Source organism: Streptomyces sp. GSL17-111, from assembly GCF_037911585.1.
Lineage (GTDB): Bacteria > Actinomycetota > Actinomycetes > Streptomycetales > Streptomycetaceae > Streptomyces.
The window spans coordinates 3,390,345-3,404,352 of record NZ_JBAJNS010000001.1; the positions used below are offsets into that span (position 1 = coordinate 3,390,345).

Annotated in this window: 17 protein-coding genes; 13 read left to right on the forward strand and 4 right to left on the reverse strand. The window is 75.2% G+C overall.

Annotation, left to right across the window (positions count from 1 at the left end):
* Positions 1 to 95: 95 nt before the first annotated feature.
* The 7 genes from folE to V6D49_RS15175 all read left to right on the forward strand — a co-directional run bounded on the left by folE (position 96) and on the right by V6D49_RS15175 (position 4,580).
* Positions 96 to 701, forward strand: a complete 606-nt coding sequence (folE, locus tag V6D49_RS15145) for a GTP cyclohydrolase I FolE (RefSeq protein WP_340560253.1) — start codon at positions 96 to 98, stop codon at positions 699 to 701.
* Between the two features lie 67 nt (positions 702 to 768).
* Positions 769 to 1,638, forward strand: coding sequence for a dihydropteroate synthase (gene folP, locus V6D49_RS15150; protein WP_340560254.1), 870 nt, complete (start codon positions 769 to 771; stop codon positions 1,636 to 1,638).
* Positions 1,635 to 2,150 (forward strand): nuclear transport factor 2 family protein, encoded by a 516-nt coding sequence (locus tag V6D49_RS15155; RefSeq protein WP_340560255.1) that lies wholly within the window; start codon positions 1,635 to 1,637, stop codon positions 2,148 to 2,150. Before folP ends, V6D49_RS15155 begins: the two co-directional genes overlap by 4 nt.
* A gap of 261 nt (positions 2,151 to 2,411) precedes the next feature.
* Entirely contained in the window at positions 2,412 to 2,771 is a 360-nt protein-coding gene (gene folB / locus V6D49_RS15160; protein WP_191209452.1) for a dihydroneopterin aldolase, read from the forward strand.
* Positions 2,768 to 3,364, forward strand: coding sequence for a 2-amino-4-hydroxy-6-hydroxymethyldihydropteridine diphosphokinase (folK, locus tag V6D49_RS15165; RefSeq protein ID WP_340560256.1), 597 nt, complete (start codon positions 2,768 to 2,770; stop codon positions 3,362 to 3,364). The genes folB and folK overlap by 4 nt, the downstream gene beginning before the upstream one ends.
* A 22-nt stretch (positions 3,365 to 3,386) precedes the next feature.
* Complete coding sequence (locus tag V6D49_RS15170) at positions 3,387 to 3,875, forward strand: DUF3180 domain-containing protein (RefSeq protein WP_340560257.1); 489 nt, start codon at positions 3,387 to 3,389, stop codon at positions 3,873 to 3,875.
* A gap of 51 nt (positions 3,876 to 3,926) precedes the next feature.
* Positions 3,927 to 4,580, forward strand: a complete 654-nt coding sequence (locus V6D49_RS15175; RefSeq protein WP_340560258.1) for a hypothetical protein — start codon at positions 3,927 to 3,929, stop codon at positions 4,578 to 4,580.
* Here V6D49_RS15175 and V6D49_RS15180 read toward each other — a convergent pair.
* Both V6D49_RS15180 and V6D49_RS15185 read right to left on the reverse strand, forming a co-directional pair.
* Entirely contained in the window at positions 4,469 to 5,083 is a 615-nt protein-coding gene (locus V6D49_RS15180) for a methylated-DNA--[protein]-cysteine S-methyltransferase (RefSeq protein WP_340560259.1), read from the reverse strand. The genes V6D49_RS15175 and V6D49_RS15180 overlap by 112 nt on opposite strands.
* A gap of 52 nt (positions 5,084 to 5,135) precedes the next feature.
* On the reverse strand, positions 5,136 to 6,299 hold the full coding sequence (locus tag V6D49_RS15185) for an ABC transporter ATP-binding protein (protein ID WP_340560260.1): 1,164 nt from the start codon (positions 6,297 to 6,299) through the stop codon (positions 5,136 to 5,138).
* A gap of 70 nt (positions 6,300 to 6,369) precedes the next feature.
* On the opposite strand from V6D49_RS15185, the gene V6D49_RS15190 reads away from it, so the two are divergent.
* From V6D49_RS15190 to V6D49_RS15205, 4 genes are all read left to right on the forward strand, one after another.
* A complete protein-coding gene (locus tag V6D49_RS15190) occupies positions 6,370 to 7,107 on the forward strand; it encodes an ABC transporter permease (protein ID WP_340560261.1) in 738 nt (245 codons plus the stop codon).
* Between the two features lies 1 nt (position 7,108).
* Complete coding sequence (locus V6D49_RS15195; protein ID WP_340560262.1) at positions 7,109 to 7,834, forward strand: ABC transporter permease; 726 nt, start codon at positions 7,109 to 7,111, stop codon at positions 7,832 to 7,834.
* A 52-nt stretch (positions 7,835 to 7,886) separates the two neighbouring features.
* The gene (locus V6D49_RS15200; protein ID WP_340560263.1) at positions 7,887 to 8,861 is read left to right on the forward strand and encodes an ABC transporter substrate-binding protein; all 975 of its coding nucleotides are present in this window, start codon (positions 7,887 to 7,889) and stop codon (positions 8,859 to 8,861) included.
* A gap of 102 nt (positions 8,862 to 8,963) precedes the next feature.
* Entirely contained in the window at positions 8,964 to 9,683 is a 720-nt protein-coding gene (locus V6D49_RS15205) for a hypothetical protein (RefSeq protein WP_340560264.1), read from the forward strand.
* Positions 9,684 to 9,697: 14 nt separating this feature from the next.
* Here V6D49_RS15205 and V6D49_RS15210 read toward each other — a convergent pair whose 3' ends face one another.
* On the reverse strand, positions 9,698 to 10,840 hold the full coding sequence (locus V6D49_RS15210) for an NADH-quinone oxidoreductase subunit D (RefSeq protein WP_340560265.1): 1,143 nt from the start codon (positions 10,838 to 10,840) through the stop codon (positions 9,698 to 9,700).
* Positions 10,841 to 10,895: 55 nt separating this feature from the next.
* On the opposite strand from V6D49_RS15210, the gene V6D49_RS15215 reads away from it, so the two are divergent.
* Positions 10,896 to 11,528 (forward strand): PH domain-containing protein, encoded by a 633-nt coding sequence (locus V6D49_RS15215; protein ID WP_445330527.1) that lies wholly within the window; start codon positions 10,896 to 10,898, stop codon positions 11,526 to 11,528.
* Complete coding sequence (locus V6D49_RS15220) at positions 11,525 to 12,907, forward strand: PH domain-containing protein (protein ID WP_445330528.1); 1,383 nt, start codon at positions 11,525 to 11,527, stop codon at positions 12,905 to 12,907. The genes V6D49_RS15215 and V6D49_RS15220 overlap by 4 nt, the downstream gene beginning before the upstream one ends.
* 54 nt (positions 12,908 to 12,961) lie before the next feature.
* Here the strand turns inward: V6D49_RS15220 and V6D49_RS15225 are convergent, their stop codons facing one another.
* A complete protein-coding gene (locus tag V6D49_RS15225) occupies positions 12,962 to 13,957 on the reverse strand; it encodes an SAM-dependent methyltransferase (RefSeq protein WP_340560266.1) in 996 nt (331 codons plus the stop codon).
* Positions 13,958 to 14,008 lie beyond the last annotated feature (51 nt).

The following is a 14,008-nucleotide window of genomic DNA, read 5'->3' on the forward strand; positions in this document are numbered from 1 at the left end:
TCGGGTTCTACCCTGAGGGGCGCGGACGCTTTCGTGCGTGTATTCGAACGGTGCGGACGTGAGCACCGCGCACAGGCAAGGAACGAGGCAGACCCATGACCGACCCGGTGAGGCTGGCAGGAGACGGCGAGATCGGTGAGTTCGACGAGAAGCGGGCGGAGAACGCCGTCCGCGAGTTGCTCATCGCCGTCGGCGAGGATCCGGACCGGGAGGGCCTGCGCGAGACGCCGGCCCGCGTCGCCCGGGCCTACCAGGAGATATTCGCCGGGCTGTGGCAGCGCCCCGAGGACGTCCTGACGACGACGTTCGACCTCGGGCACGACGAGATGGTGCTGGTCAAGGACATCGAGGTGCTCAGCTCCTGCGAGCACCACCTGGTGCCCTTCGTCGGCTTCGCGCACGTCGGCTACATCCCGTCGGCCGAGGGCAAGATCACCGGTCTCTCCAAGCTGGCCCGGCTGGTGGACGTCTACGCCCGCCGCCCGCAGGTGCAGGAGCGGCTGACGACGCAGATCGCCGACTCGCTGATGCGCATCCTCGAACCGCGCGGCGTCATCGTCGTCGTCGAGTGCGAGCACATGTGCATGACGATGCGGGGGGTGCGCAAGCCCGGCGCCAAGACGCTGACCTCCGCCGTGCGCGGCCAGCTCCGTGACGCGGCGACCCGCTCGGAGGCCATGAGCCTGATCATGGCCCGCTGAGCCGCGCGCCGGCCGCCGCCGCACCCGGCGCGGCGGCCCGCTCCGGGGGAGCACATACGCTGGACGCATGAGTGCGAACCGGCGTCCACGGAGAAGCGTGTCCGGCCTCCCGAGGTGGGACCGCTGCGCGGTCATGGGCGTGATCAACGTCACCCCGGACTCCTTCTCCGACGGCGGCCGCTTCTTCGACCCGGCCGCCGCCGTCAAACGCGGCCTGGAGCTGACGGCCGAGGGCGCCGACCTCGTCGACGTCGGGGGCGAGTCCACCCGCCCCGGCGCGCAGCGCGTGGACGAGGAGGAGGAGCTGCGGCGGGTGCTGCCCGTCGTGCGCGGCCTCGTCGGCGAGGGCGTGCTGGTGAGCGTCGACACGATGCGCGCCTCCGTCGCGGAGCGGGCCGTCGCGGCCGGGGCGCGGCTGGTCAACGACGTTAGCGGGGGCCGTGCCGACGCCCGCATGGTGCCGGTCGTCGCCGAGGCCGGGGTGCCGTTCGTCGTCATGCACTGGCGCGGACAGTCGGCCGACATGAACGACCGCGCGGTCTACGGCGACGTCGTGCGCGAGGTGTCCGATGAGCTGCGGGCCGCGCTCGACGGGGCCGTGGCGGGCGGCATCGCCGCCGAACGCATCGTCGTGGACCCGGGCCTGGGCTTCGCGAAGAACGCCGAGCACGACCTCGCGCTCGTCGCGGCGCTGGGGGAGCTCGCCGAGCTCGGACGGCCGCTGCTGGTCGCCGCCTCCCGCAAGCGCTTCCTCGGCCGCGTGCTGGCCGGTGAGCCGGGGGCGACGCCGCCGCCCGCCCGGGAGCGGGACGCCGCCACGGCGGCCGTGACCGCCCTGGCGGCGCGGGACGGCGCGTGGGCCGTCCGCGTCCACGAGGTCCGGGCCAGCGCCGACGCCGTCCGGGTGGCGCACGCCGTCGAGCGGGCCGCCCGGTGAGCGAGGGGCTGTCGGGGGAGGACGCGGAGGCCGTCCTCCAGGAGGTGGAAGCGGCCAACACGGCCCTGTACGACGCGGTGGAGAGCGGCGACTACGACGCGCTGGCCGAGCTGTGGCTGGAGGGCGACGTCAGCGTCGTGCACCCGGGCTGGCCGGTGCTGCGCGGCCGGGGCGAGGTGCTGCGGTCCTACGCGCTGATCATGGCCAACACGGACTACATCCAGTTCTTCCTCACCGACGTGGAGGTCTCCGTCGTCGGTGACGCCGCGCTGGTGACGTGCACCGAGAACATCCTCAGCGGCGGCCCGGCCGAGGCCGACGGGTCGGCGGGGGAGCTGGTGGGCGGTCTGGTGGTGGCCACCAACGTCTTCCGCCGGGACACCGACGGCGCCTGGCGCGTCTGGTCGCACCACGGCTCCCCGGTCATCACCGGCGAGGACGACGCCGAGGGCGGCCTGGACGAGGACGCCCGGGGCGACGGGCCGGAGCACTCCGGCGGCCCGGCGGACTGACGGCCGGGTCGTCGGAAACGCTCCGGCCGTCACCCACAGGGGTGGAAGCGGGGAATACCGGCGTTCGTGCGGTCGGTTAGGGGTAGACGCGCCCGGTCGGCCTCGCTGTGGGCCCCCGCGAGCACGGGCGCGGGGTCGGCGCGGGTAGATTCGACGCGGTGCCGCTGGGCGTCCGTGCTCCGGCACGCCGCGGCGGACACGGCACCACCGGACGAACGACACGGACGGCAGGACGAGAGAGGCGGACGGGGTGACGCACGCGTGGACCGGGTAGCCGTACGCGGGCTGAGGGCGCGCGGGCATCACGGGGTCTTCGAGCACGAACGCGCCGAGGGCCAGCTCTTCGTCGTAGACGTGGACATGGCCGTGGACACCCGGGCCGCCGCCGCGGGGGACGAACTGGCGAAGACCGTGCACTACGGCGTCGTCGCCGAGGAGGTCCACGCGATCGTCACGGGGGAGCCGGTGGACCTCATCGAGACGCTGGCCCAGCGGATCGCGGACCAGTGCCTCAGCCACGACGCGGTGCGGGAGGTGGAGGTGGTCGTGCACAAGCCGGAGGCCCCCATCACCGTGCCCTTCGACGACGTGACCATCACCATCAAGCGGAGCCGCTCATGACGCCGAACAGTGACCCCACCGTGCAGCCGGTACCGGCCTCCGTGGTGCGGCAGGTGGACGCCGCCGACTCCACGCTGGCGAACCCCCAGCGCGCCGTGATCTCCCTCGGCAGCAACCTCGGCAACCGCCTGGAGACCCTCCAGGGAGCCGTCGACGCCCTGGAGGACACCCCCGGTGTCCGGGTCAAGGCCGTCTCGCCGGTCTACGAGACGCAGCCCTGGGGCGTGGACCCGCAGTCGCAGCCCTCGTACTTCAACGCCGTGGTCCTCATCAAGACGACGCTGCCCCCCGCGTCGCTGCTGGAGCGCGGGCACGCGATCGAGGAGGCGTTCCAGCGCGAGCGCTCCGAGCACTGGGGCCCGCGCACCATCGACGTCGACATCGTCGCCTACCAGGACGTCGTCTCCGGCGACCCGGGGCTGACGCTGCCGCACCCGCGCGCCCACGAGCGCGCCTTCGTGCTCGTGCCGTGGCACGACGTCGACCCGGAGGCCGAGGTGCCGGGGGTGGGACGGGTGGGCGACCTGCTGCGCGGTGTCCCCCGGGAGGGCGTCACCGTCCGCACCGACGTCGCCCTCGTCCTGCCCGAATAGCCCGCCGGAGGCCGGAACCCCCGTGAAGCAGCTTCGTCTCCGCACCCTCGTCGGCGTCTTCCTGGCGAGCGGGGTGCCGGCCTGGGCCGGTGCGCGCCTGTGGCACAACCTGGGCTCGCTGCCCGCCGTCCCGGTACTGGCCCCGGTCGTCCTCGGCGGCATCGCGGCCGTGCTGCTGGCCACGGCCCTCTCGCTGCGGTCCCGGCTGAAGGCCCAGCGCGAACGGCGGCCCGGCGCCCGGGGTGTGGAGCCGATGATGGCGGCCCGCGCCGTGCTCTTCGGCCAGGCGAGCGCCCTCGTCGGCGCGCTCGCCGCCGGGGTCTACGGCGGCACGGGGCTCTTCCTGCTGACCTCCGACCTCTTCCAGGTCGACCCGCGCCGGGACCAGGCCCTGTACGCCGGACTCTCCGTCGTCACCGCCGCCGGGGTCGTCGCCGTCGCGCTGTGGCTCCAGCACATCTGCCGCCTGCCGGAGGACGAGGACCCGACCTCCACCGCGACCGTTTCCTGACCCGCACCCGCCCGGGGGCAACCCCACGGGCGGTCCGTCGGTCGTAGGGGCATGCAGCCTGCACGCACCCGCCTCCTGTTGGGCCTCACCTCCGCCGCCACGGTCGCCGCCACCGCGTACGTGGCCCTGCCCTCCCCGGACACCGGGCCGCGACTCGTCCCCCGTGCGGTGTACGACCCCGTCCGGGCCTCCGCCTCGGCGGCGGACTGGGTGGCGCACGCCGACCACGTCGTCGTCCTCGACGTCACGGGCGAGGAGCCGCGCGGTGGCCCGGACGCGTTCGGCTGCCTCGGGCGCTCGGTCACGGCGCGGGTCGCGGAGGGGCTGTGGGCCCGCGAGGGGGCTCCCGCCCTGCCCAAGGACGTCACGATGCGGGTGGACGGCTGGTACGGCGCCGACGGCACCGACGGCGACGGACGCCGGGAGGCCGGCGTCGAGGCCGCGCCCCGGATCGAGCCCGGTCACCGCTACGTCGTCGCCCTCGTGGTGAAGGGACGGACGGCCGAACCGGTGGGCGTGGACGCGGTCGTCCCGTACGACGGCGGGACGGTGGGGGCCGGCGAGTTCGAGGGCCGGACCGTCGCCCCGGACGCCTACCGGGACGCCGTGGAGCAGCCGGCCGAGGACACCGTGGCCGAGCACCTGTCCGTCCCCGGCCGGTCGGCGCGGGACGTACGCCCGCTGCTGTCGTCCGCCTCCGGCTGACCGGCTCGGACGAGGGCGGTGCGGAGCTCGTGGTCGAGGAGGTGGCGCTTGCGCTCCAGACCGCCGCCGTAGCCGGTGAGACCGCCGGACGAGCCGACGACGCGGTGGCAGGGCACGATGATGCCGACCGGGTTCCGGCCGTTGGCCAGGCCGACGGCCCGGGAGGCGCCGGGGCGGCCGATGCGGCGCGCCAGCTCCCCGTAGGAGACCGTCTCGCCGTAGGGGATCTCGGTCAGCGCCGCCCAGACGGTCCGCTGGAACGGGGTGCCGTGCAGGGCGAGCGGCAGGGAGAACGCCGTCCGGCCGCCCGCGAAGTACTCCTCCAGCTGCTCGACGGCCCGGGAGAAGCCCGAGGGGTCGGGCACGCCGAAGCTCGCCCGCGCCGGGCGGTGCCGCTGGTCCTCCATGTAGACCCCGCACAGGACGCCGTCCTCGGCCACCAGGGTCAGCGGGCCGACGGGGCTGTCCAGGACGGTGTGGGTGCGGTGCGCGTAGGTGTTCACGGCTCCAGTCTGCGCCCGCCGGAGCGAGCGGACCGGCGGGTTTCGGACACCGTCATGGGTGGACGCTGTCCAGCGTGACGGTGTCCCGGGGCCGGTCGCCGTCCCCGGTGGCCACGGAGCGGCGCAGCGCCTCGTGCAGCCGGGACGGGGTGAGCACCCCGGCGAACCGCTCGCCGTCCAGGACGGCGACCCAGCCGGCGTCGTACTGCAGCATGGTCGCGAACGCCTGCTTGAGCGAGGCCCCGAGCGGCAGCCACGCGTCCATGCGGCGGGCGTGGGCGCGCACGGTCGCGGTGCCGTCCGCCGCGTCCGCCAGGGCCTCGGCAGCGACCCAGCCGTGCAGCGCGTCCCGGTCGTCGAGGACGACGGCCCAGCGGGCGTCGTCGGCGCGCAGCCGGGCGGCGGCCCGGTCGAGCCGGTCGTCGAGGTGGACGACGGGGGGCTGCTCCAGGTCGGCGGGTTCGATGGGCGTGACGGAGAGCCGCTTCAGCCCCCGGTCGGCGCCGACGAACTCCGCGACGTAGGGCGTGGCGGGCGCGCCGAGGATGCGGGCGGGGGAGTCCAGTTGCTCGACGCGGCCCGCGCCGTAGACGGCGATGCGGTCGCCCAGCCGGACGGCCTCCTCGATGTCGTGGGTGACGAAGAGCACCGTCTTGCGCACCTCCGACTGCAGCCGGAGGAACTCGTTCTGGAGGTGCTCGCGCACCACCGGGTCCACGGCCCCGAACGGCTCGTCCATCAGCAGCACGGGCGGGTCGGCGGCCAGCGCGCGGGCGACGCCGACGCGTTGCCGCTGCCCGCCGGAGAGCTGGTCGGGGTAGCGCCCGCCGTGCACGGCCGGGTCGAGGCCGACGAGGTCGAGGAGCTCGGCCGCCCGGCGCCGGGCGGCCGTCCTGGACGCACCGAGCAGCGCGGGCACCGTCGCGGTGTTGTCCAGGACGGTTCGGTGCGGGAAGAGGCCGACCTGCTGGATCACGTAGCCGATGCGCCGCCGCAGTCGCACCGGGTCGGACGCGGCGACGTCCTCGCCGTTCAGCAGGACGCGTCCGGAGGTGGGCTCGACGAGGCGGTTGACCATCTTCATCGTCGTGGTCTTGCCGCACCCGGACGGGCCGACGAGGGTGACGAGCTCGCCCTCGGCCACGTCGAGGGACAGGTCGTCCACGGCGGTCGTGCCGTCCGGGTACCGCTTGGTCACCCGTTCGAATCGGATCATCACCACCCCTTCGCCGACCGGTTCGTCGGCTGGACATTCTGTCACTCGTGCGCGTTAGGGTCGCCGGGTGATGACGACCGGGACGGAAAGCTGTCTGTCCACCAATGACTGGATCTGTGCGGAATACGTCCGTACGCGCGGTCCGGAGTTGACCGACGCGACGGTCCAGCACATCTGGATCACCCTCACCTCGGTCGGCGTCGCGCTGCTCGTCGCCTTCCCGCTGGCGCTCGTGGCCCGGCGCTGGCGTGCGGCGGCCGGGCCGGTGCTGGGGCTGACGACCGTCCTCTACACCGTGCCCTCGCTGGCGATGTTCGCCCTGCTCCTGCCCGTCCTGGGGCTCTCACCGGCCGTCGTCGTCACCGGGCTCGTGCTCTACTCGCTCACCCTGCTGGTCCGCAACATCCTGGCCGGGCTCGCCTCCGTGCCCGAGGAGACGCGGGAGGCGGCGCGCGGCATGGGGTACGGGCCGGCGCGGATGCTCGTCGGCGTCGAACTGCCGCTCGCCCTGCCCGGCGTGCTGGCCGGAGTGCGGATCGCCACCGTCTCGACGGTGTCCCTGACGACCGTCGGCTCCATCGTGGGCTACGGCGGTCTCGGCAACCTCATCTACAGCGGCATGGACAGCTTCTTCAAGGCGGAGGTGCTGACGGCGTCCGTGCTGTGCGTCGTGCTCGCCGTCCTCTTCGACGTCGCCCTGCTCGGCCTGCAACGGCTGCTGACGCCCTGGGCGCGCGCCGGACGGGCCGCGCGCCGCCGGGCGTTCCCGGGCGGCCTGCTGCCGCGTCGGCTCGGAAAGGCGGCCTGAGATGGGCGTGGTGACCGACACCTGGGACTGGCTGACGGACGGAGCCAACTGGAGCGGCCCGGGAGGCGTCTGGGAGCGGCTCGGGGAGCACCTGTTCCTCACCGGCGTCTGCCTGGGCCTGGCCTGCGCCATCGCCCTGCCCGTCGCGCTGTGGCTGGGCCACGTCGGGCGGGGCGGCGCGCTCGCCGTCAACCTCTCCAACGTCGGCCGCGCCGTCCCGACGTTCGCCGTGCTGGTCCTGCTCGGCCTCACCCCGCTCGGCGGGCACGGCGCGTGGCCCACCGTCATCGCCCTCGTCCTGTTCGCCGTGCCGCCGCTGCTGACCAACGCCTACGTCGGGATGCGGGAGGCCGACCGGGGCGTGGTCGAGGCCTCGCGGGGCATGGGCATGTCCGGCGGGCAGCTGCTGTGGCGCACCGAACTCCCGCTCGCCTACCCGCTGATCATGACCGGCGTCCGCTCGGCCGCCGTGCAGGTCGTGGCGACCGCGACGCTGGCCGCGCTCCCGGGCGGGGGCGGACTCGGCCGCATCATCACCGCCGGTTTCCGCACGTACGACACGCCGCAGGTCGTGGCGGGCGCGGTGCTCGTCGCCGCGCTCGCGCTCGCGGTGGAGGGTGTCCTCGTCCTCGCCGACCGCCTCCTCGACCCGATGCGCGGCCGGGCCCGGGCCGCCCGCGCCACGAGCGCGCCGGCACCGCTCAGGGCCGACCAGGCCACGCCGTGAGCCGCACCGCCGTACCGCCGCACCACCGCCGTCCACGAGAAGGAGCAGCACTGTGAGAACCTCCCGCACCCCACGACGTCCGCGCGGCACCGCCGTCCTCGCCGCCGCCGCGCTCGCCGCCGCCCTGACGGCCTGTGGCGGCGAGAGCCTGGAGGAGGAGAGCGGCGACGGCGGTGACGGCGGCGGCAAGGGCAGCCTCGTCATCGGGTCGGCCGGGTTCACCGAGTCGAAGATCATGGCCGAGCTCTACGCCCAGGTCCTGGCCGAGGCCGGGTACGACACCAGCGTCCAGCAGCTCGCCAACCGCGAGCTGTACGAACCGGCCCTGGAGAAGGGCGACATCGACGTCGTCCCCGAGTACGCCGCGACGTTGGCCGAGTTCCTGAACGCGAAGGTGAACGGCGCCGCGGAGGCGGCCGAGAACCCGGTCGCGAGCAACGACGTGGCGGCCACCCTGGCGGCCCTGGAGGAGCTGGCGGACCAGCGGGGGCTGACCGTGCTGGAAGCGGGCGACGCCGTCGACCAGAACGCCTTCGCCGTGAGCGCCGACTTCGCGGAGGAGAACGGACTCAGCACGCTCACCGACGTCGGCGAGCAGGGGCTGGGGATCCGCCTCGCCGCCGGTGACGAGTGCCCCGAACGGCCCTTCTGCCAGCCGGGTCTGGAGCAGACCTACGGCATCGACGTCACCGCGCTCGACCCCAAGGGCGTCGGCACCGTACCGGCCAAGCAGTCGGTGGCCGACGGCGAGAACGACATGGTCCTCACCACGACGACCGACGCGACGCTGGAGCAGTTCGGCCTCGTCCTCCTGGAGGACGACCAGGGCCTGCAGAACGCCGACAACGTCGTCCCGGTCGTCAACACCGAGGACGCGGGGGGTCAGGACGTCGCGGACGCGCTCAACTCCCTGACCGAGGTGCTGACGACGGAGGACCTCACCGAGCTGAACCGCAAGGTCGACGCCGAGCGCCAGAAGCCCGCAGACGTCGCCCGCGCCTACCTGGAGTCCGAAAACCTCCGGTAGGTCCGGAAGATCCGCGGGGGCGCGTACGGCCGGGATAACCCCCGGAGAACGATTCGTCACGCGCCCTCCCGGACGAACGCCACGCAGGGTAAATTCCGGGCCATGCCACGAGGACGTCACCGGCAGGCCCCACCCCTGCACCGGATGCTCGCCCCGGCGGCCCTCGCCGCGACCGCGCTCACCTGCGCGGGCGGCGCCTGGCTGGCCGCCGACGGGCTGTTGCCGCGCGTCCTGGCCACGGGCGCGGCGGCGACCGCCCTCGCGGGTGCCGTCCTGCTGCGCGGCTGGGACCGCACGGCGGGCCGCCGCCTCGGCGAGGCCCAGGCCGCCCGCCGCAGCCTGGAGTGGCGCGTCGAGGAGCGCTGCGCCGAGCTGGAGGAGGACCTGGAGGAGGCGCGCGCGCTGCGCCGGACGGCTCAGGAGGAGGCGCGGGCCGCGGAGGAGGCGTTCGAGCGGCTGCGCACCGAACACGCCGCGCTGCTGCGCCGGTACGCCCACGCGGAGACCGACCGCGCCTCGGCGCTGGAGGGCCGCCGTCAGCTCGCCATCGCCGCCGCCGAACCGGCGAAGGCGCTGCCGCCGGGCCGGTCCGCCTCCGCCCTCGGCCCCGACGCCTACCGCAGGGCCTGCGCCGCGCTCGACCTGCTGGCCGCCCGCTCCGAGGCCGCGGCGCCGCGCCCGGCCCCCGCCGACGGCGGCGCGGACGGCGGCGGTACGGACACCGGTGGCAGCGGTGACGGTGGCAGCGGTGACGGGTTCGACTACTTCGGCGCCGGCGGCCCCCGCCCCGCCGCGCGGCGCGAGGCCGCCCGGGCCTCCTGAGCCGTCGGCCCGCCCTACTTGTCGATGTCGCCGACGACGAAGAAGAACGACCCGAGGATCGCGACCATGTCGGCGACCAGCGTGCCGGGCAGCAGCTCGGTGAGGGCCTGGATGTTGTTGAACGACGCCGAGCGCAGCTTCAGCCGGTAGGGCGTCTTCTCGCCCTTGGAGACCAGGTAGTAGCCGTTCAGCCCGAGCGGGTTCTCCGTCCACGCGTACGTCGCGCCCTCGGGGGCCTTCAGCACCTTCGGCAGCCGCTGGTTGACGGGGCCGGGGGGCAGCTCGGCCAGCCGGTCCAGGCAGGCGTCGGCCAGTTCCAACGCGTTGTGCGTCTGGGCGAGCAGCACCTCGAAGCGAGCCAGGCAGTCCCCGCCGTCCCGGGTGACCACGTGCAGGACGTCCCGCAGCTCCCCGTAGGCGAGGTAGGGCTCGTCGCGGCGCAGGTCGAAGTCGACGCCGGACGCGCGGGCGATGGGCCCGCTCACCCCGTAGCCGTGCACCGCCGCGGGGCTCAGCACACCGACGCCCTCGGTGCGCGCGCGGAAGATCTCGTTGCCGAGCACCAGGTCGTCGTAGACGCCCATGCGGGAGCGCAGCGCGCCGACGGCGGCGCGGGCCCGGTCCGTCCAGCCCGCCGGGAGGTCCTCCTTGAGGCCGCCGACGCGGTTGAACATGTAGTGCATCCGCCCGCCCGACAGCTCCTCCATCACGTGCTGGAGGTCCTCCCGCTCCCGGAAGGCGTGGAAGATCGGGGTGATGCCGCCCAGCTCCAGCGGGTAGGAGCCGAGGAACATGAGGTGGTTGAGCACGCGGTTGAGCTCGGCCAGGAGCGTCCGCAGCCACACGGCCCGCTCGGGCACCTCCATGCCGAGCATCCGTTCGACGGCGAGGACGACGCCCAGCTCGTTGGAGAAGGCCGAGAGCCAGTCGTGCCGGTTGGCCAGGACGATGATCTGCCGGTAGTCGCGCGCCTCGAAGAGCTTCTCGGCCCCCCGGTGCATGTAGCCGACGACGGGCTCGGCGGCGCTGATCCGCTCGCCGTCCAGCACCAGGCGCAGCCGCAGGACGCCGTGGGTGGACGGGTGCTGGGGGCCGATGTTCAGCACCATGTCGGTGCTCTCGGCCGCGCCTCCGATGCCGACTGTCGTCTCCGTCATGGGCCAAGTCTGACAGCCGGGCCGCCGCTCCGGTGCCGCCGCCTACCCTTGACGCATGCAGGAGCAGGCGCAGCACGGGCCGGCGGGGGAGCCCCCCGAGCCGGGGGCACCCGTACCGGAGAACGCACCGGACGAAGCACCCCGTCCCACCTCGGCGGGAGGCGCGGCACCGAACGCCCCGGCGTCGCCGCCGACGACCGGGCCCTTCGAGCCCGAGGAGCCCGAGAAGCCGGAGTGGCGCGGCGTCGAGCGGGCGCTGCTGAGCATGCGGCGCATGGTGCTGCTGACGACCATGGGCGTGCTGACGCTCGCCACCGCCCTGCCGCTGGCCCTGCCGCTCGGCCCGGCCTGGGCCCTGTTCGCGCTGCCGTGGCCCGCCGTCGCCGCCTGGGGCTGGTACGCGCTGGGCCGCAACTGGCGGTCCTGGCGGTACGCGGAGCGCGCCGACGACCTGCTGATCAGCCGGGGCGTGCTGTGGCGGGAGACGACGGTGGTGCCCTACGGGCGGATGCAGCTCGTCGAGGTCACCTCCGGGCCGGTGGAGCGCCGGTACGGGCTGGCCCGTCTCCAGCTGCACACCGCCGCCGCCACGACGGACGCGGCCGTCCCCGGGCTGGTGCCCGCCGAGGCGGAGCGGCTGCGGGACCGCCTCACCGAGCTGGGCGAGGCCCGTTCGGCGGGCCTGTGAGTACCGAGCGGGAGCCGGACGGGCCGTCGGAGAAGCCAGGAACGTCGGGGAAGCCGGGCACGTCGGGGAAGGACGTCGCGCCGCAGGAGGGGCGGCGGCTGCACCCCATCACGCCGTGGCGCCGGGCGTGGGCGCCCATCGCGGCGCTCGTCGTCTTCTCCGTGCAGGACTACCAGCGCACCCGGGAGTGGGTGGAGGCGCTGACGCTCGGGTGGCTGGCGCTGGCCTTCGCCGTCGTGGTGCCGGTGGCGGCCGGGTACGGCTTCGTCTCGTGGTGGGTGACGCACTACGCGGTGACGGACACCGAGCTGCGCATCCGCACCGGGGTCCTCTTCCGCCGCGTCGCCCACATCCGGCTGGACCGCATCCAGGCCGTGGACGTCTCCCGGCCGCTGCTGGCCCGCGTCGCGGGCGTGGCCAAGCTGAAGCTGGACGTCGTCGGGGCGAACGAGAAGGACGAGCTGGCGTTCCTCGGCGAGGCCGACGCCGTCGCCCTGCGGGCCGAGCTGCTGGCCCGCGCCGCCGGGATCGCCCCCGAGGCGGCGCCCGAGGCGGGCGAGGCGCCGGAGCGGGTGCTGGTGCGGGTACCGCCGGGCATGCTCACCGTCGCGCTGCTGCTCATGGGCAGCGGCTGGGGGTTCCTGGCGGCCCTGGTCATCGTCCCCGGCTTCCTGTGGTGGACGAGCGGCAGCCCGGCCGCGGCCCTCGCGGCGGCGGTGCCGATGGTGGGCGGCGCGTGGGTGGCGACCGTGGGCCGCTACCTGTCCGAGTACGACTGGAAGGTCGCCGAGTCCCCGGACGGCGTCCGCCTCGACCACGGGCTGCTGAACCGGGAGCACGCCACCGTGCCGCCGGGCCGGGTGCAGGCCGTGCGGATCTCGGAGCCGCTGCTGTGGCGGCGGCGCGGTTGGGTGCGCGTCGAGCTGGCCGTCGCGGGCAACGACGGCGACACGCTGCTGCTGCCCGTGGCGGAGCGGGCGGTGGCCGCCCACGTGCTGGCCACGGTGCTGCCGGGTGTGGACGTGGCCGAGGCGGTGGCGGCGGCCCGGCCCGTGGCGCGCCGGGCGCGGTTCGCGGTGCCGGTGTGGTGGCACGGCTACGCGCACGGGGTCACCGACGCCGTCTTCGTCACCCGCCACGGACGGCTGCGGCGCGTGCTGGAACTGGTGCCGCACGCGAAGGTGCAGAGCGTGCGGCGCACGCAGGGCCCGTGGGAGCGGCGGCTCGGCCTGGCGGACGTCCACGTGGACCACGGTGCGAACGGCTCGGTGGTGGCGCGCCTGCGGGACGCCGAGGAGGCCACGGCCGTCGTCGCCGCTCAGGCGGAACGTTCCCGTACCGGACGCCGCACCGCCCGGCCGGAGCGCTGGCTGACCTGAGCACCCGCCGACCCGGCACGACCCCCCTCAGGACCGTGCCCGGCACGGCCCCGCTCAGCGCAGCACGTCGCCCGTGCCCACCGGCTCGACGAGCCACAGGTGCCCGCCCAGCCCGGCCGGGTCGAGCAGCTCCGCCGCCTCCCCGGCCCGCACCAGGGCCCGCACGTACCCGGCCGGATCGGTGGTCGCCGAGGCGAGCGGTGGCCGGTCGCCGCGCACCCCCAGCCGGGTCAGCGCCGTGCGCTGCGGCAGCAGTGCGGCCCGGGGCCCGGCGCAGGCGTCCAGCGCGACGTGCGCCGTCAGGTCGCACGACCCGTCCGGCACCGGGAGCACCGGGCGGCCCTCGCGGTAGCCGGTCAGGGTGCCGAACGGCGGCCGGTCCGCCCGCAGGTGGCCGTAGTCCACGGCGACGGCCAGCCCCCGCTCCAGCACCCCGACGGCCGCCCGCCACGCGGCGTCCCGGGGACCGCCCGCCTCGGCGCGGTGGCCCGGCTCCGACGGGCCGGGCCACCACCGGGCCAGCCACCGCGCGTCCGCCCCGGCGACCGGCGGGCCCAGCCGCTCCACCCCGTCCGCCCGCACCTCCACCAGGCGCCAGCGCCCCTCGCCGTCCGCCTCGACGACCTCGCAGGGCACGTTGTCCAGCCACTCGTTGGCGAACACCAGGCCCGTCAGCCGGCCCTCCGGAAGCCCGGACCGCCACTCCACCCGTGCGTCCAGCTCCGCCGGACGGGCCGCCCGCTCCACGGCGACGGGACGCACCCGGTCCGCCACCCCGGGCGGCAGCGCGGCCAGCACGCCGGTGAGCAGTTCGCCCCGCCCCGCCCCGACGTCGACCAGCGCGAGTTCCGGGGGCCCGCCCAGCTCGGCGTCCACCCGCAGCAGGAGCTCCGCGACGGCCGCCGCGTACTGCGGCGAGGCGTGCACGGAGGTGCGGAAGTGTGCGCCCGGGGCCTCGCGGACGAAGAAGCCGTCCGGGCCGTAGAGGGCCCGCTCGGCGGCGTCCCGCCACCCCGTGAACCCCGCGTCCGCATCGCTCGCGCCGCTCATCGCGGGGCCTTCCCTTCCACATCGGTTCCGACGCCCGTCCACCGGGCCGGG